The sequence below is a fragment of the Shewanella sp. AC91-MNA-CIBAN-0169 genome, from assembly GCF_040310165.1.
In the GTDB taxonomy this organism is placed as follows: domain Bacteria; phylum Pseudomonadota; class Gammaproteobacteria; order Enterobacterales; family Shewanellaceae; genus Shewanella.
Map to the genome: position 1 here is coordinate 55,062 of NZ_JBEOPM010000013.1, position 16,961 is coordinate 72,022.

The window sequence follows — 16,961 nt, forward strand, 5'->3', positions numbered from 1 at the left end:
ATGAGCGTTTTTTTATGGAATTAGACCATCGATTTATTAGTGAAATGTACCATCTTCATCTTCATAGTCTTCTTCATCGTCTTCGTCTTCTTCATCGCCTTCAACTTCATCACCGACAAAAAAAGTACCCCAACCGTCGTAGTCTACTTTTTGCTTGCCCGCAACGAGAATCAACTGTTCACATGCTTTATCCAGCAAAGGCACTTCTAGCTTATGCTTGGCAATAGCGTCAAAACAGAAAATAATCGAGCCATCTTCAAGTTCCATTTCTTCGGCATCATTCACTTCAAAACCAAGCTTAAATGCATCAACAGCAGCTTTTTCTAAACGATCAAAATTAGTCGCCGAAAAATGATGTTCAATTGTATATTCCGCATCAGGCTCTGAACCATCAGCAAGTAAGGCATCAACAATTTCAAGATTCTCAGCAAATTGCTCTTTTAACTGACGCTCAACAGACATGGATTACTCCGTAAATAGGACTCGTAAAAATGTTAATCAATTATACCCAAACTGACACAAGTTGCGAGCTTATGACGGATGTTTGACGACCAATAACATGGTTAAGCTTTGGCTTGCTGCATTAATGCTTCTGCTTCTTTGTTTAATTCAACTAAACGCGCCGACATAACTTGATGCACCTTAGCGTTTAACGCTTTAACATCATTCTTATCTAAGCCCGCCGTTGCTATCGGCTCCTGCATTTCTACAATCACCACACCGTTGTTCCAACGATTAAGGTTAATATGATTCTGACAAGAAGCTAATACTGGCACTATTGGCGCTTGAGCAGCGACTGCAGTATGGAATGCACCCACTTTAAAAGGTAATAATCCACGACCGCGTGAACGAGTCCCTTCAGGGAATATCCACACTGATAATAGTTTATTTTTCATTTTATCTACCGTTTTAGCCATAGTATCGAATGCACTATGACGATTGTTACGATCGATAAGGATATTGCCTGATAGCCAATAAATTTGCCCAAATAAGGGTACCCACACCAAGCTCTTTTTACCTAAGCTGACAGTCCCTTTAGGCACAACTGACGTATGAGTAAATAAATCAAAATTATTTTGATGATTGGCTAAATAAATACACGGTTGCGATGTTGCACTGACTGGATGAGCACGTCTAATGACCTTAATGCCTAATACCGGTGCAACCGAACCAAAAAAACGGGCAACCAAATGTACATTGTCGCGATGCATTGGCCGCACAAGGCAAATAACAACTGAAAATATAAAGGCTAAAAATAACAGCACAACGAGAATGATTGAACGAGCGATAAGCAGCACAGCATACTCCTGCAATAAAATTGGCGTCAGTATAACGATGCTAGTCTAGGGACTCAACGTTTTGTTTACATATGTACGCTGAAATACTCTGCCCCTGTGATCTGGGGCAGAGTAACTTAGCTTATATGACAGAAGCTTATATGGCAGCTAGATAACAGATATTTATTTAGCAGGTTGATGCTCTGATGTTGGTGAACGTAGTTTAAGTAACATTCTAAACAACAATGCACTTAATGCTAATGTCGCAACAATAGCGGCACCACTGGGTAAGTCATAGCGAGCAGACAACAGTAGCCCAGCAATATAACCCACTATGCCGACGCCATAAGCCCACACTAACTTGGTTTTACCTTGATACTTATTTAATGCCAAAGCCGGTAAAATAAGCGTGCTAAACACTAAATACACGCCTACTAACTCCACCGACAAAGTAATCACTAATGCAAATAAAAAGTAAAAACCTGCACCATCTAATATCCGTGGTTTAGCGATGATCACCCCAAGAATACCTGCAGAGACTACTGCAGGTAATGCTAACTGAGACCAACTCACCCACAATATTTGACCCGACATTAACTGTTTTAATAATTCAGCACCGTGAGGGTCATTGGCTAACAATAACATTGCCGCCACCGCACTGAGCACATAAAAACAACCAATAAATGCCTCGAGTTCACCGACTAAGTGTTTTGCCATCCAAGCGATAACTCCAGCACCGGCTAATGCAAACAACGCTGGCATCCAAACATGAGCAAACGGTAACGCTTCTACTCGATGATCTATGTGCGATACGATTGCCCCCAATGCAGCGACCTGAGCGATAGCCAAATCAATGAAGATAATGCCACGCTTAAGCACTTGTTGACCTAACAACACATGAGTTGATAACACTAATAGCCCTGCCACTAACGCAGGCAACAAAATAGACAGTAGCTCGACATCAAACATAGTGTTATTTCACTCCATTTAATAACGTCAGCAAACTATCATATAGACTGATTAAGTCTTTGCTTTCATCGTTACCACCTACCGACATCGGTAACACCAATACCGGCAGATTTGCGCGTTCACCTAACCATTTAGCTCCACGTTCATCTTGATATGAAGCGACGATTACCGCCATTACATCGCCTTTTTCAGCACGAGTAAGTAATGAGGCTAAATGGCTGCTGGTGGGTGCTAAGCCTGGTTTAGGCTCAAGATCTGCCACTTGCTCTATTCCAGTCCAATTAAATAAATAACGGAAGCTCGAATGATAAGCGATGACCTTTTTACCGGCTAAGTTTTTAGCTTGCTCTTGCCACTGCGGTATTTTAGCCTGCCAACGTTGACTAAAGTCGCTCAATGACTGAGCATACTGACTGGCATTTTCTGGATCAACTTCAGTAAGCTTAGCGCTCAAGGCCTGCGCAACGGTCAACATCCGCAAGGGATCTAAATGCAAATGAGGATTTCCCTTTGCATGCACATCACCCATTGAACGATCTACTTGAGTTAACTTATCCAAGGTATCAATTTGGTCTGCTGCAAAAAACAAGCCTTTATCTGTTGAGTTAACCTGAGGATTAGCAGACTTCATTTGTAACATTGGCAACCAACCAATTTCTAAATCGGCCCCAGCACACACAACTAAATCAGCTTGGCGCATTTTAGCAATCAAGCTTGGTCTTGCTTGTACTTGATGTGGATCTTGCATCGCTGTGGTGGCCGAATACACCCTCGCATCGGGCGCTAAAGTTTGCGCTAATGCGGCATATTCAGGTTCACATGCAAACACGTTCAGTTCCGCTTTAGCTGTCGCGGTAAACAGCAGCGACATTGAAGCCACTGCTAAAAGCAATTTAGAATTGATGCGCACCGTGAGCTCCTAATGACATGACATATTGTAAAGTAAAGATATTATCATCTTCGAAACCATCGAAATTAGTTCCAGTCTGATGAGTGTATTGCAAACGCACGGTCGAAAAATGACTGCTATGCCAAGCAAGACTGACTTCAGACTCTTTTAATTTCTGTGGGTCGAGGTGATCTTCATGGATTTCATTAGTATCAATTTGACCGTAACGAATCCCAGCAGACCAACTTGGTGAAAATTGATACACACTACTCACGTACCAACCTTGATGATAGTCATCAGTACTAACGTCCTCATGATCTGCCTCAAGAATATGTCCAGGCTCCATACCAAAAATGTCAGTGACTCTAAAATATTCGCCACTCACGGTTAAGTTTTGATATTTGTAATTACCATTAGGTGCCCACTTATAAACAAAGTCAGCTATGTAGGTATTTTCACCAGTATAAGATGCACTATGGCTGTGTTCAGTGTGTCCTTCCTCATCAACCACTTCATCTTCATGCTCCTCTTCGGCATAAGCTTGACCATTCTGATTGCGCAAATAGCTCAATCCTAGTTGCCAAGAACTCTCGATACCAATGTCACCACCAATCTTGGTTAATGCGGTATACACGCCAACATCATCAAAATCACGCTCTCCGTGCTCATCTGTCGCACGTAAACTTTCACCTTTAAACGCTTCAACGCCCATGGTCCAGTAGAGATCTGTTGGGGCCACATAATTTAAACGAATACCATCATCAAAATAATGACCACCTAAAAATGCACGATAGGCCGCTGGACGTTCTGAAAATGCATCGGTATGTAAATGTTGATTATTTAAATAACCAATATCCGATAAAAATCGACCCGCACGAACCGATAAACCGTAAGGCATCGCTAATGTTTGGATAAAGGCTTCTTCTAAATTAAGCTCTGTTTCACCGTCATGAGACTCAACAACTGCGGTCACTTTACCGTAAAACATTTCATCAATATTGGCACTTAATGCCAACTCAGTTTCGCCTAAACCAAAACCTTCAGCACGCTCAGCTAATGGCCGGTCGCCCGTTTGGTAATAACCATCGAGCACCGCACTAATACTAGGATTAGTTAAACTAGAATCTTCTGCCATTGCAGAATACGAACTCACAGCACAAGCCAGTGCCAATAACGAAACACGTGTGTTTAACGCAGACATAATATCTCCAAAATACAACAAGTAGCCGCCTATCTGGGTTTAGAATAAACCGACAGATAACGGAAAATAAATCATTAAAATGTTGGACTAACGAGATACAGGTGGGGCACGACTTTGATAGTAGGCTTGGAATACGCTAAGTAAAAAAGGCAGCGTATAGTGTTGGCGTTCGAACGTTTGCTTAGAAACAGCAAAAACTAAATTGGAAGAGTGAAGCGTTTTATTAAGCTGATGCTGATGGAAACACAAGGTACAATGATTTTGTACGCCGTCATCAAGATGTTTAACTGAGTGTGCAGACGCAGCAACAGACAACACAATCAAAATGGCACTGAGCCAGATTGCGATAGTTTGTCTTATTTTGATGCGGGAACTCACCAGCACAACTCCATCAGGTTAATAAAAGTGAGCGTTAGTGTAAAAGACCGTAGCTGAAAAGCAACCCTTAGATTGTGACAATTCATGACACCCATTCACAATCGCGTTCATTAACAATTAACCTTAACAACTAATGGGTAACTAAAACGTTATTTTTAAGATAGCCTTAAGCTATTACCCATACCATAATGAATGTGTAAAACATCATCAATACAGGACAAACACCATGGCACAATTTATTAGAGAAAATATTGGCATCATTTTAGTCATGATCATTGTTGGGGTTGTCGTGTTAGGCGGGATTTACTATGTTGAAGCATCACTAGAAAGCCAAGTTATTGAAGTTAATTAACAAGCTTATTTCGCACTAGTCTCTGCACTAGGATCATTTTCAGGTGCTTCAATAAGCTGTAAATGGTCCATAATATGCGACAAACCAACCATAATAACGGCCAAAATAATCAATGGAGTAGTGATAACGGTTACACCCTCAACAAAATAACCTACTGCAGCAGCAACAACCCCACCATAGAAACCTACTATTTTAACAACTGACAAATATTTATTATGCCCAAGCCATGCAGCACAATGAGGGCATTGAACTTCTACGGACAAACCTTTCCCGCGACTGTCTTTCACCTTCGCAATTGAAAAAGATTTATAGCAATGAGCACATTGCAGCGACATGATAATTTCCTCAGTTCAATAATGGCGGCAGTGTAACAAATTAACCAACCAATTACTGTACTTGGCTCCTATAGGATTTTTCCACTATCATAGCCGCAACTCAGAGCCAAAGGACCACTTTCCATGCTACGGATTTTACTTACGTTATTATTATTCACCTCGGCAGTGTTTATGACGCCATCTCTTCGTGCAGAACAAGATGCAGTGGTACCGATTGTTGCCACTAGCCAGCTAACCGATACCCAGACTCAAATAAGTCGCTTACAACAAACGATCGAGCAAGATACCAAGTTACTATTTAAAGCAAAAGGTGAACTACGTGCATTTACTGAATATCGCATTAAAAACAAATCGTCTGAATTACGCGACATAATTGGTCAACTCATTGCAACACCCGACGCTGACCAGCAATATCTAGTCACTTTAGTGCAAAGCCAAATGGCCTTTTTAGAGAATGTCAGTGCATACTTAAACGACCACATTATGACCATGCGTCTTGGATTAAGCCAAGATGATGACAATAAGAGCATCTTAGCCATTTCACAACGCGAATTTGAACGCGACCATTATCTCAAGGCACAATTAACCACTCTGCAGTGGGCAGAAACACTGAATATAGATGTGAGTGTCCAAAAGCAAAAATTGACCGAGTTTATGCTCAATAGAGCCGATCAGTTCGATAGTTTAGTGCATTACACTCAAGATGAATTACAAAAAGCCGTTGCAGAAGCCGCAGATGCTGGAGCTGATATTACCAGCGAACAAAAAGCTGACGTGGTGGCACTAAAAGAACGCTTGGAGCAAAGTAGCGCTAGCTTAGCGGTTTCAGCGGGCATACTCGAAACATTGGGCCAGAACGTGGCACCATTTAAACAAACATTGTTTAGTGTGTCTGGTGATATCACCCAAGATGTGCTGAACTTTAGCGTTGCATCTAACCTGCTACAGGGTTGGGGTAAAGTCATTAAAGATCAGACGATTAATAATGGGCCCAGTTTAACCTTTAAGATTTTAGTGTTTCTATTCATATTATTTGCCGCAAGTTTAGTCGCCAAAATTGTCACTCAAATTATCTCTAAAACGGTACGAGCATCAAAATTACAATTTAGCCAATTACTGCAAGACTTCTTTATATCTTTGTCCAGTAAACTAGTGTTTGCCCTAGGATTATTGATAGCCTTATCACAGCTCGGATTTGAGCTTGGGCCGTTACTCGCAGGTTTTGGTATTGCGGGAGTCATTATTGGTTTCGCACTGCAAGATACCCTGTCTAACTTCGCCTCAGGCATGATGATCTTAATCTACCGCCCATTTGATGTCGGCGACTTAATTAATGCAGCTAATGTCACTGGTCGCGTCAGCCACATGAGCCTAGTCTCGACAACGATCAAAACATTAGATAACCAACGCCTTATTGTGCCAAACAATAAAATTTGGGGCGATACCATTAACAACATCACCGCAGAACATCAGCGCCGAGTAGACATGACCTTTGGCATTAGCTACAGCGACAATGTTGAACATGCAGAGATCATTTTAAAAAATATTGTCGCACAACATCCTAAGGTGCAAACGCATCCAGAACCGATAGTCAAACTCCACACACTCGGCGAATCTTCAGTCGACTTTATTGTAAGGCCTTGGGTTAAACCCGATGATTATTGGGAAGTGTACTGGGACATTACTCGCGCAGTGAAAATACGCTTTGATGCGGAAGGTATTAGTATTCCGTTCCCACAACGCGATGTACATATTTATCAAAAGTAAGCTTTGCGCTTAACAATAAAAAGGCTCAAGTCATCGACTTGAGCCTTTTTATTGCAGGATAACATTAGCTAACCTAAGGGCTTATAAATAAGTGATGCTGCCCTGTAAATGCGGTCGGCGGCCTTTAACATCTCGCATTTCAAAACGTTTACCATTTTCAATACTTTCAAACGCAAACGTCACTTCAGACGGCATAAATACTGGCAGTTTAAATTCAACATCAACTTGAAATGGTCGATCGCCAACAAACGTCATTAACTGAGACATCACCCGCGCTTTAGACCACATCCCATGCGCTAACACTCGCTCAAAACCAAAGCGTTTTGACAACAAAGGATGTAAATGGATCAAGTTATAATCGCCAGAAGCTTTAGCATAGCGACGGCCTAAATCATCGGTTAAGCGCCATTGCTGAACGTTTTCCCATACCATACCTGATGCTTTAGGTGGACGAGCACGACGACCTGCAGACTCAATACGATATAAGTAAGTTGATAGCGCTTGCCAAACTAACTCTTCACCGACAAACACTTTAGACACCAAATCAAACTCAAGCCCAGCATCGGTCGTGCGACTTGTGGCTAACTCACACTGTACGATTAAGGTTTCATCTGCTCGCACTGGGCGTAATACACTAATACTATTTTTTAAATGGAGCATGCCAAGTAACGGAAATGTCACCGCTTTATGCGTAAAAATCATCGCATGTAAACGAAACGCCCAAACATACAAATACGTTGGCGGTAAAGTCATACCGTCATATTCAAAACTGCACACAGCAGCATATTGGCTAATTTTATCTTGCGACAACACCACATTCGACGCTTGTACATAAATATTCGGAAGCGGTTGTTGGTTCCATCCCGGTTTACGTCCAAACAGGATTTTGCGATACAAAGACAAAAGCGAAGGCATCGCTTTTAATTCGATAGCGTAGTCGTGACTCAAAATGTTGTACCCTAGGTAGGCAGCAAAAAGCATGTGCTGCAAAACGGTTAATAGATGATTATACCTTAGACTCCTGCCGTTGCTAAACCGCTAATTACTTTTTGCGTTTAAAACAGTATGTCGCGACAACATATATTGATGCCATCCACTCACAAACTCTCGACACAATGGCTGTGACTACTCGCTTACTACAACTAATTTACCTTTACCTTTTTCAATCCAAAATGAGATAATTATCCGACTTAACTGACCTAACGCAGCCGATACAGTGCAAGACAAAAACTTTGATAAACTCAGCCAAAAATTTGCCCAAAATATTTACGGTACCACTAAAGGTGAAATCCGTGCTGCAGTATTATGGCGCGACTTAGTTCCAGCTTTAGCCAGCCTTGGCAAACCAAGATTACGTATTTTAGATGCCGGTGGCGGTTTTGGTTATTTGAGTCAAAAACTGGCAGCTTTAGGCCATGATGTCGTGCTATGTGATATTTCTGAGCAAATGCTTGCCCTAGCACAGCAACAGATTGAAGCGGCAAATACTGCATTATCGATACAGTTAATCCACAGCCCAATACAAGCATTAACCGTTGAAGAGTATGGTCAATTTGATGTCATTCTCTGCCATGCGGTAGCAGAATGGTTAATTGATGCCCGCAGCACCTTGCAAGGTTTACTGGCATTATTAAAGCCTAATGGTTTATTTTCTCTGATGTTTTTTAATAAAGAAGCTTTACGGTTTCATAGCTTAATATCAGGTAATTTTGACTATGTTAACCGTGATTTCAACGTCAAAAAGAAGGTCGGATTAACCCCGACCCACCCGCTGTATATTGAAGATGTCCGCACTTGGTTTAACCAATGGCAACTGTCGATGGTGAGTCAATCGGGCGTAAGAGTTATCAATGATTACTTGAAACACAATCTGCCACCTGGCTTTGATAAACATCAACTGATTGAGATGGAGTTGGCTTATTCTCAACAGGAACCTTATTTGTCGCTTGGGCGCTACATTCACTTTGTAGGCCAATCGACTTCACAATAAACTCAGGCTTTAGTATCTTATTTTCAACAACTTATTTTCAACAACTTATTTTCAATAACTTACTTTCAATAACTTACCTTTCGAATAGCAGGCACCACATCGACATTAACACTGTAAAAAGCTACAGCGAGTAATCGTTGCTCCTTGCTGTTTTAGTAGGTCAGGAATAGCTTGCTGTCCGACAATATGGCCAGCGCCCACCACAATAAATAATTGTTTGTGGGTTTTACTTTGCAACAACTGGATGATTTTTTGCGTCATCGTGTGATTACGTTGCCACAACAGTTTTTCGAGTAATTCATCAGCATCGCCCGCTTGCGATTCCATAATTTTTGCTAGAGCATTACTATCGCCTTGGCGCCAAGCGTAGATTAAATCAAGCATTTCAGCATCGCTAGCGTTAATCGAATCATCCAGCATTTGCAGCTGAGTCGCAGTTGAAAATGATGAAATTAATTCGAATTGAAACTGAATGCTTTCCAGCTCAACCAAAGCTTTACCACTGCGATTTGCCATAAAATAAGCGTCGACACCCTGTTCTGCGCTGTAACCTAATTGCCCAAAACGCCCCATGCTAATTTGCGCTGACTGCAACCAAGGTGCATACGGAGCCAGTGCTTGGCATAAGGTTTGATGACTTTGACAATACTCTTGCCGAGTCGCATTAACGTCTGCGGCAATATCTGCCGACAAACCACCATATTGTTGCAATAACGCCCCAGTATCGCCTTGGCTAATATCAGCTTCAACGACCAACGCATCCGATTGTTTAAATGCTGATTCTATATGTTGTGCTAATGGGTAAAAGTCTTGCCGACCAATATGAATGGAGCCCAATAAATACGCTTGCTGTTGCTGATACTCTATTTTATAGAATACCGGTGAATCCAACGCAGCTGCCGATGTCGATGTAAAACACAGCAGTAATGCAACTAAACCGTAGCAATTTCGTTGTAAGCGACCATAAATCAAATTGATATTGAAAATAAGCCGACTTTCTCTTGTTGCCTGCATACCAGCTCCTTATAATTAACGTTATTCTTTGCACATGCACTATGAGGCAATTATGCCGTACACCAATGTTTTTCTACAAATAAAAGAAAACCTGCAAGTCGCCTATAGACAAGCTATTGATTCAGATGCTCGCCTCGATGAGTTACGTAAAGAAGGCCACGGTAAGTTTGTGGCGATTTTTACGGAAGATCAAGGTTTTACAACTAGTAGTAATCGTTTCTTACCTTATGTACAAGAAATGGTTGCAGAATTTGATGCGATGCAGAACAGCACTCATGTTGCACCAGAGACACTTGAAGCCTTTGTCAAAAAGCTTGCGGCCTTACTACAAACACTACAAGTATTTAAACTCGCCAAGTAATCGCTATGCTCGCAGGGTCTGTTGATCTTTCTAAGTTGTTTTTGCAGCGAATTGTTAGTCATTTATATAAGGCAGAGGCTTTGTAGTGTAGTTATGCTACACAAAGAGCCGATAACGCAGTAGAAATGACTAACAAAGATCAACAGACACTAATACTTTCTTATTAGGAGCTTTCCATCATATGACATAATCTTGTCATATTTTCGCAATAGACTTGTCTCTCATTGGTAACAATACCGAACGCGATGCCGTTAGGTAATTAATTGAATGAGACCTACAGATGACGGCTTTACAGCTCGTAAGTGAACTTGACAACATCATCGAACAGCAATCTATCGATGCTGTATTTCAGCCGATTTTCAATGTTTCAACAAATCAATTGCACGGTTATGAAGCGCTCAGTCGTGGCCCTAAAAGTAGCCCGTTACACACCCCTTTCGCCTTATTTACTACCGCCGAAAAACAAAACTTATTAAGCGAACTTGAAACCTTATGTCGCAGTATTTCAATTAATGCATTTCACTCGCGCCAGCTTAATGGCAAGCTATTTATTAATATTTCACCAAAAGCATTACTCGATCCCAATCATCCAAAAGGCATGACATTACAGCTTATTAAACAATTGGGGATCAACCCGGCGGATGTGGTTATTGAATTGTCCGAACAATATCCTGCCGACGATATCGACTTGCTAAAATCCTGCTTAAACCATTATCGCAATCAAGGTTTTTTAACCGCTATTGATGATTTAGGCGCCGGTTATTCTGGGTTACGCTTGTGGTCTGAATTAGCACCAGACTATGTCAAAATTGACCGCCATTTTATTCATCAAATAGACACCACCGCAGTAAAACAAGAGTTTGTCCGCTCTATTGTCGATTTATGCCAAAACTTAACCTGTAAAGTGATCGCAGAAGGCATTGAAACCAATGAGGAACTCACCACCCTAAAACAGTTAGGGGTAACCTATTGCCAAGGCTACTTTCTCGGACGACCAGCGCTCCATCCAAACCAGCAATTTAGCAGTGAACTGAGCACTCCCATGGCTCAACCCAATTCCCGTTATTGTGAAACGGCAGAAAGTTTATGCACTAACGCCATAAAAGCATCTCCCAGCACACAACTAAAAAAAATCAGTCAAACTTTTTCTGAACAACCAGCATTACAAGCCATTGTGGTAACCGAAAATAACAAGCCATTAGGTATCGTCAATCGCAGCACATTACTCGAGCTATTCAGCACACCTTATGGCCGTGCATTACACGAAAACCGGCCTGCGAAAATGGCAATGGACACCAAGGTATTACACATTGATGCCAACGAACCGCTTACCCATGTCAGCAAATTACTCACCTCTGACTCAGTCAACACGGTAGCGCAACAGTTCATTATTTTGCGTAATCAGCAGTTGATTGGCATTGGCCATACTAAAGATTTATTACAACGTATTACTGAACATAGAATAAAAATGGCTCGACACGCAAACCCTCTCACCAATTTGCCGGGGAACGTGCCAATACAAGAAGAGCTAAAACGCTTAAGGCTACAAAAAAAATCTTACTATCTTGCCTATTTAGATTTAAGTCACTTTAAGCCCTACAACGATATTTATGGTTTTTGGCGTGGGGATGAAGTCATTCAGTTAGTCGCAAACTTGTTGCAGCCTTATCAAAATGAACATTGTTTTGTTGGCCATATTGGGGGGGACGATTTTGTTATGATAAGCATGCAAGACGACACGCTAGCCAACTGCCAAACAATTATTGAACGGTTTGAGCAACAGAAAATGAGTTTTTATAATAGCGATCACTGGCAAGCACAATCAATGCAAGCCCAAGACAGACAGGGGCTGCAATTCCAATACCCTTTGGTTTCATTATCCATTGGGGTTTTACCACCATTGGTGACCCAACAAGCAACAGAGTATCAAATATCAACGTTAAGCGCCCAAGCCAAAAAGCAGGCAAAAATCGCTTCAAATGGATTTTACCTGCATGAAAAACAATCAACAATGCTTAACTTATAATTTGGGAGCTACCGTTTTTTGTAACCAATCATCAAATAAGTTGGTTTCATATTGAAACGGTCTGTTATTGAAATTACGCGTATTGTTCATAAAACTCATGTCGATAATTTTTTCATCTCCAGCAATAATGACTTTGTCACCTTCATTTACACTGTAGCTAAACGTCGCTCTGGGTGGATATAAATCTTTTACAATACGTAAATCACCTGGCGTAGCCCCAAATGTTGGTCGCATGTCTCCAGCTAAATCAAAGTTAGTCACTTGCATTTGCAAAGTCTGCCCTGGCTTAAGGATTTTTTCAGCCTGTTTATTGATGTTTTTGGTTAAGGTTTCAAATAAACGGTTTTCAAAGCGCGACTGAAGTTCATTTGAGGTTTTAATATCACGAAAATCTTTTGGATTTTGCCACTCAATTTTAACCAGCCCCACTTCGGTAACAGGGTTCGCTTCTGGCGCATCTTCGGCCATGGCAACTTGGCATACCAATACCGGAGCAAGTAGTAAATATTTTACGTTCATAATAGACCTCCAAAGGGGTTAAGACGCTTACAACACAACCGCTTCATACTGTAAGTTAAACAATCAATCCAGCACGACATGTTTAACGTTTGTCTAAACTGTGTGGCCATATTGCAATGCGGATAATCGTCATTAAATTGAATGTTAGCCATCTAGCCAGCATCATATGTAATAACTATAGACCTGTTAAGCTGAACCAACGCTTAACAGTTTCATCCCACTAAAAAGGAAATCGTGCGCTCAATAAAGGATAGGTTTGACGCATCACTTTTGGCTTGGTGCTGAATTTTTTACCCACTGGTGTATTCTGGCCTGATGGCATAAACGGCAACTCATCCCCATTACGGTCTTCGTAAATTTTACCTGCAATTAAATCGTAGTCTTCAACAAACGGGTAAGCATAATCATCCACTAACGGCCATTGTGCTAACTCACCCAAGCAGTCAGGATTAGCAATAACCTTGTCATACCATTGCTGACCTAACGACAGTAAAAAACATCTAAACTCAGCAAAGGCATAGTCAGAATCGCAACCAGTAATGATGTATGCAGCGCCCCAAACTGACCATAAATAACTACGGCGTAATTGCTGGCCTAACATTTTATCAAATGTCTTTAGCGCTTCATCATCCAAGAGTTGCAATTGTTCGCGTAAACGCAATTCAAGATCAGCAGAAGACTGCTCTGGTTGATCTCGTGTTACCAGCGCCCAAAAATGTGTTTCTGTCATCAAAATGTATCCATCGCTCTATTTTGTGAGATATTCTACCTCAAATTTTCCAGCTAGATGATCAATATGAACCAAAACACAGCCCCCCGAATGCCAATTAGAGTCATGCTTCTTATCTCACTGTATGTTGTACTCACTATTATTGCTATTTGGCGCGCAACAACATATCAAGCATATGATTTATTAACACTGGGAGTGATACCGGTATTCATTGGTTTAATCAGACGTGCTGCATGGACAAAAGTACTGTTGATTAGCTACGTAGGCTTACAAACTCTCGGACTTACAGCTATCACCACAACAGCAATCATTGCCTATCAAATCACCCCTGATGACGTAAAACTTGTGTTTCAAGGTTATGACATACCACTGATCCCACTGTGGTTGTTACTGTTGAGCGTGGTGGTATTTCAATGGTGGGTTGGATTGTCTTACGTGACGAGAGACTATCTCGTTAAAAAGTAAGCATAAGACACTATTACTCTGGTTTGACTGCCATCCTTAGGGCATTTTTAGTGTACAATTCGCTCATACGCGCAACATTAAAACAACAAAATAATAATAAATATATCTGTGGAACGTGAATTATGACTAGTTTATCCCCAAGTGAATTATCCATCCTATTACTTGAGCCGTCAGAGACTCAACGTAAAATTATCATTACGCGTCTTCAGCAAGAAGGGGTGAGCAGCATTCAAACTGCCGCAACGATTGCGGAAGCCAAAACGATTATTCAACGCCATAAACCCGACTTAATCGCCAGTGCACTGCATTTTGTCGATGGTGAAGCCACAGAGCTACTGCAATACATCAAAAGCACTCCAGCGTTAAATGATATTCAATTTATGCTGGTGTCCAGTGAGTGTCGCCGTGAACAGCTCGAAATCTTTAGGCAATCAGGTGTTGTCGCCATTTTGCCTAAACCATTTAATGCTGAGCACTTAGCGACGGCACTTAATTCGACCATTGATTTACTCAGCCACGACGAGTTGGATTTAAGCCACTTTGACGTGCATAACATCAGGGTATTAGTCGTTGATGATAGCCGAATGGCGCGTAATGTGATTAAACGCACTATTGGTAACTTAGGGATGCAACTGATTACTGAAGCGGTTGACGGTGAGCAGGCTATCAACCTAATGAAAGAAAACATGTATGACTTAGTGATAACAGACTACAACATGCCTTCGGTGGATGGTCTTGCATTAACGCAATATATCCGTAATCACAGTCAACAATCACATATCCCCATTCTAATGGTATCGTCAGAAGCCAATGACACCCACCTAAGTAATGTATTTAGTGCTGGAGTTAACGCCTTATGTGATAAGCCTTTCGAACCACAGTTAGTAAAGAAAATTCTTTACCAACTGCTAGAAGAATAACCACAGAGCCAAAAAAGACATTATTTGTACTGATTTTGCTCTAAAACCATTACAGATACTGAATTTATGGGATAAAGTGCTTTTAAACCAGCATGGCTTGTGGCATGTTATTCATGTTTTAAAAAACACTTCTATGGAAAGCAGAGAATATCAATATGAACAAAAGTGAATTAATTGCAAAAATCGCTGAGAATGCGGAACTAACTAAAGCTGAAGCTGGCCGCGCACTAAAATCTTTCGAAGAAGCGGTAACTGAAGCCATGAAAAATGGTGATAAAATTTCTATTGTTGGTTTTGGTTCTTTTGAAACCACTCAACGTGCTGCTCGTACAGGCCGTAACCCACAAACTGGCAAAGAAATTCAAATCGCTGCAGCTACTGTGCCTAAGTTTAAAGCTGGTAAAACACTAAAAGATAGCGTTAATTAATTATTACGCTCAGTCTTTTTTTGATAGAAACCTCCTCTGTGGAGGTTTTTTATTGGTTATTTTTCAGCTCTGCTTAATCTGTTATCCAGATGCCTGAGTTACATGAACAATATAGATCACTTCAGAATCCCTTCTTTCGTACAGCAAAACGCTAATCGACTCAATATAAGCAAATACCTAAGCCCAAAGTCTCGTTGCACAATAAAAGTGCATTAGTGCATCATTTAGCGGCAACAAAGATGCAACAAAATGATCCAGTATTATATAACCCACTAATTTAAATAATAAAAAATTATTGGCATGCGATTCGCTAATTGATCTTCAGACAAACCAACATTGAGCTCATTTAATGACACATAAATGCCTCAGTGATAATAAAACTTTAAGGGATGAAGATGAAAAAATCACTATATCAAGCTATTGCATTATCAACAGGCTTATTACTAAGCGGCTCTGCCCTTGCTGAAGTCACTGGCAATATTGGCGCAACATCGAACTACTTATGGCGTGGCACCACGCAAACCAATAATGAAGCAGCCGTTCAAGGCGGCATTGACTATGCTCATGACTCTGGATTTTATGCTGGAACTTGGGTATCGAATGTCGATTTCGGTGATGAAACCAGCTACGAATTAGATCTTTATGGTGGTTATGGCGGTAACTTTACTGAAGACCTAACTTACGACATTAGCTATCTTTATTATGCTTACCCAGATGCTGGTGGCAGTATTGATTTTGGTGAAGTAGCCTTAGTACTTGGATGGAAATGGTTAGATGTGGGTTATTCTCAAGTGATCAACGCTGATTCTGATGTGTCAGGTGCAAGTGACGAAACAGATTGGAACTATATCCAAGCCAATGCCAGTTTCCCGTTAACAGAAAAGCTCAGCATTGCGTTCCACTACGGTTACTCACAAGGCGATGTCGTTGAAGATTTATTCGGCGACACCTATGCAGACTACAATGTCACATTAAGCGCTGAAACAGACCTAGGAACTGTCTCATTTATGGCCTCTGACACGGACTTACCGGACAATGATGCTAAAGTCGTTTTAGGCTACTCATATGGCTTTAGCCTATAACGAGTCAACCTATCGCATATGCGCTTTGCAGTATTGTTCATATCGACGCCACCGAGTTAAAGGTGGCGTTTTTTTATCTGTATTGAAAGCGGAGCATTATCTACGATCAGCACATCAGCACATCAGCACATCAGCACATCAGCACATCAGCACATCAGCACATCAGCACATCAGCACATCAGCACATCCAGAATAGTTGATCACAAGCATACTCTTCGCACAAGCTAGTTTGTTTTACTAGCAAGAAAAACATTTACT

General features: G+C 41.1%; 20 protein-coding genes. 9 read left to right on the forward strand and 11 right to left on the reverse strand.

Annotation, left to right across the window (positions count from 1 at the left end):
* Positions 1 to 36: 36 nt before the first annotated feature.
* The 6 genes from rraB to AAEY98_RS12505 form a co-directional block, all read right to left on the reverse strand.
* Complete coding sequence (rraB, locus tag AAEY98_RS12480) at positions 37 to 462, reverse strand: ribonuclease E inhibitor RraB (RefSeq protein WP_162023917.1); 426 nt, start codon at positions 460 to 462, stop codon at positions 37 to 39.
* 101 nt (positions 463 to 563) lie between these two features.
* Positions 564 to 1,298, reverse strand: coding sequence for a 1-acylglycerol-3-phosphate O-acyltransferase (locus AAEY98_RS12485; protein ID WP_101085141.1), 735 nt, complete (start codon positions 1,296 to 1,298; stop codon positions 564 to 566).
* Positions 1,299 to 1,460: 162 nt separating this feature from the next.
* Positions 1,461 to 2,246, reverse strand: coding sequence for a metal ABC transporter permease (locus tag AAEY98_RS12490; RefSeq protein ID WP_335691193.1), 786 nt, complete (start codon positions 2,244 to 2,246; stop codon positions 1,461 to 1,463).
* 4 nt (positions 2,247 to 2,250) lie between these two features.
* A complete protein-coding gene (locus tag AAEY98_RS12495; RefSeq protein ID WP_182745170.1) occupies positions 2,251 to 3,156 on the reverse strand; it encodes a metal ABC transporter solute-binding protein, Zn/Mn family in 906 nt (301 codons plus the stop codon).
* Positions 3,140 to 4,336, reverse strand: coding sequence for a hypothetical protein (locus tag AAEY98_RS12500; RefSeq protein WP_182745172.1), 1,197 nt, complete (start codon positions 4,334 to 4,336; stop codon positions 3,140 to 3,142). The genes AAEY98_RS12495 and AAEY98_RS12500 overlap by 17 nt, the downstream gene beginning before the upstream one ends.
* Positions 4,337 to 4,423: 87 nt before the next feature.
* Positions 4,424 to 4,714 carry an ABC-type zinc uptake system zinc chaperone gene (locus tag AAEY98_RS12505; protein ID WP_101085138.1) on the reverse strand — a complete coding sequence of 97 codons (291 nt, stop codon included), beginning with the start codon at positions 4,712 to 4,714 and terminating at the stop codon, positions 4,424 to 4,426.
* A gap of 226 nt (positions 4,715 to 4,940) precedes the next feature.
* Here AAEY98_RS12505 and AAEY98_RS12510 point away from each other — a divergent pair, with 226 nt between their 5' ends.
* On the forward strand, positions 4,941 to 5,066 hold the full coding sequence (locus AAEY98_RS12510; RefSeq protein WP_351017325.1) for a hypothetical protein: 126 nt from the start codon (positions 4,941 to 4,943) through the stop codon (positions 5,064 to 5,066).
* A gap of 5 nt (positions 5,067 to 5,071) precedes the next feature.
* Here AAEY98_RS12510 and AAEY98_RS12515 read toward each other — a convergent pair whose 3' ends face one another.
* Entirely contained in the window at positions 5,072 to 5,401 is a 330-nt protein-coding gene (locus tag AAEY98_RS12515; RefSeq protein ID WP_101085137.1) for a hypothetical protein, read from the reverse strand.
* Between the two features lie 123 nt (positions 5,402 to 5,524).
* Between AAEY98_RS12515 and AAEY98_RS12520 the strand changes: the two genes are divergently transcribed.
* Complete coding sequence (locus tag AAEY98_RS12520; RefSeq protein ID WP_351017328.1) at positions 5,525 to 7,168, forward strand: mechanosensitive ion channel domain-containing protein; 1,644 nt, start codon at positions 5,525 to 5,527, stop codon at positions 7,166 to 7,168.
* A gap of 81 nt (positions 7,169 to 7,249) precedes the next feature.
* Here the strand turns inward: AAEY98_RS12520 and AAEY98_RS12525 are convergent, their stop codons facing one another.
* Positions 7,250 to 8,116: a MaoC family dehydratase gene (locus AAEY98_RS12525; protein ID WP_162023922.1), complete on the reverse strand. Its 867-nt coding sequence runs from the start codon at positions 8,114 to 8,116 to the stop codon at positions 7,250 to 7,252.
* A gap of 268 nt (positions 8,117 to 8,384) precedes the next feature.
* Here AAEY98_RS12525 and AAEY98_RS12530 point away from each other — a divergent pair, with 268 nt between their 5' ends.
* Positions 8,385 to 9,158 carry a methyltransferase domain-containing protein gene (locus AAEY98_RS12530; RefSeq protein WP_351017331.1) on the forward strand — a complete coding sequence of 258 codons (774 nt, stop codon included), beginning with the start codon at positions 8,385 to 8,387 and terminating at the stop codon, positions 9,156 to 9,158.
* 105 nt (positions 9,159 to 9,263) lie between these two features.
* On the opposite strand, the gene AAEY98_RS12535 is transcribed toward AAEY98_RS12530, so the two are convergent.
* Positions 9,264 to 10,172 (reverse strand): TraB/GumN family protein, encoded by a 909-nt coding sequence (locus AAEY98_RS12535; RefSeq protein ID WP_182745175.1) that lies wholly within the window; start codon positions 10,170 to 10,172, stop codon positions 9,264 to 9,266.
* Positions 10,173 to 10,224: 52 nt separating this feature from the next.
* Between AAEY98_RS12535 and AAEY98_RS12540 the strand changes: the two genes are divergently transcribed.
* Together AAEY98_RS12540 and AAEY98_RS12545 are read left to right on the forward strand one after the other, a co-directional pair.
* Entirely contained in the window at positions 10,225 to 10,533 is a 309-nt protein-coding gene (locus tag AAEY98_RS12540; protein ID WP_101085133.1) for a prephenate dehydrogenase, read from the forward strand.
* A 280-nt stretch (positions 10,534 to 10,813) separates the two neighbouring features.
* Complete coding sequence (locus AAEY98_RS12545) at positions 10,814 to 12,559, forward strand: GGDEF domain-containing protein (protein WP_351017334.1); 1,746 nt, start codon at positions 10,814 to 10,816, stop codon at positions 12,557 to 12,559.
* Here the strand turns inward: AAEY98_RS12545 and AAEY98_RS12550 are convergent.
* Positions 12,554 to 13,078 carry a DUF3016 domain-containing protein gene (locus AAEY98_RS12550; protein WP_101085131.1) on the reverse strand — a complete coding sequence of 175 codons (525 nt, stop codon included), beginning with the start codon at positions 13,076 to 13,078 and terminating at the stop codon, positions 12,554 to 12,556. The two genes, AAEY98_RS12545 and AAEY98_RS12550, sit on opposite strands and share 6 nt — an antisense overlap.
* A 220-nt stretch (positions 13,079 to 13,298) precedes the next feature.
* Positions 13,299 to 13,808 (reverse strand): DUF4240 domain-containing protein, encoded by a 510-nt coding sequence (locus AAEY98_RS12555; protein ID WP_101085130.1) that lies wholly within the window; start codon positions 13,806 to 13,808, stop codon positions 13,299 to 13,301.
* Between the two features lie 66 nt (positions 13,809 to 13,874).
* Here AAEY98_RS12555 and AAEY98_RS12560 point away from each other — a divergent pair, with 66 nt between their 5' ends.
* The 4 genes from AAEY98_RS12560 to AAEY98_RS12575 all read left to right on the forward strand — a co-directional run bounded on the left by AAEY98_RS12560 (position 13,875) and on the right by AAEY98_RS12575 (position 16,703).
* Positions 13,875 to 14,273, forward strand: coding sequence for a hypothetical protein (locus AAEY98_RS12560; protein ID WP_351017337.1), 399 nt, complete (start codon positions 13,875 to 13,877; stop codon positions 14,271 to 14,273).
* Between the two features lie 122 nt (positions 14,274 to 14,395).
* A complete protein-coding gene (locus AAEY98_RS12565; protein ID WP_011638949.1) occupies positions 14,396 to 15,193 on the forward strand; it encodes a response regulator in 798 nt (265 codons plus the stop codon).
* A 155-nt stretch (positions 15,194 to 15,348) separates the two neighbouring features.
* Positions 15,349 to 15,621 (forward strand): non-specific DNA-binding protein Hbs, encoded by a 273-nt coding sequence (hbs, locus tag AAEY98_RS12570; RefSeq protein WP_011638950.1) that lies wholly within the window; start codon positions 15,349 to 15,351, stop codon positions 15,619 to 15,621.
* Positions 15,622 to 16,016: 395 nt separating this feature from the next.
* Complete coding sequence (locus tag AAEY98_RS12575; protein WP_059745699.1) at positions 16,017 to 16,703, forward strand: TorF family putative porin; 687 nt, start codon at positions 16,017 to 16,019, stop codon at positions 16,701 to 16,703.
* The last annotated feature ends 258 nt before the right edge of the window (positions 16,704 to 16,961 follow it).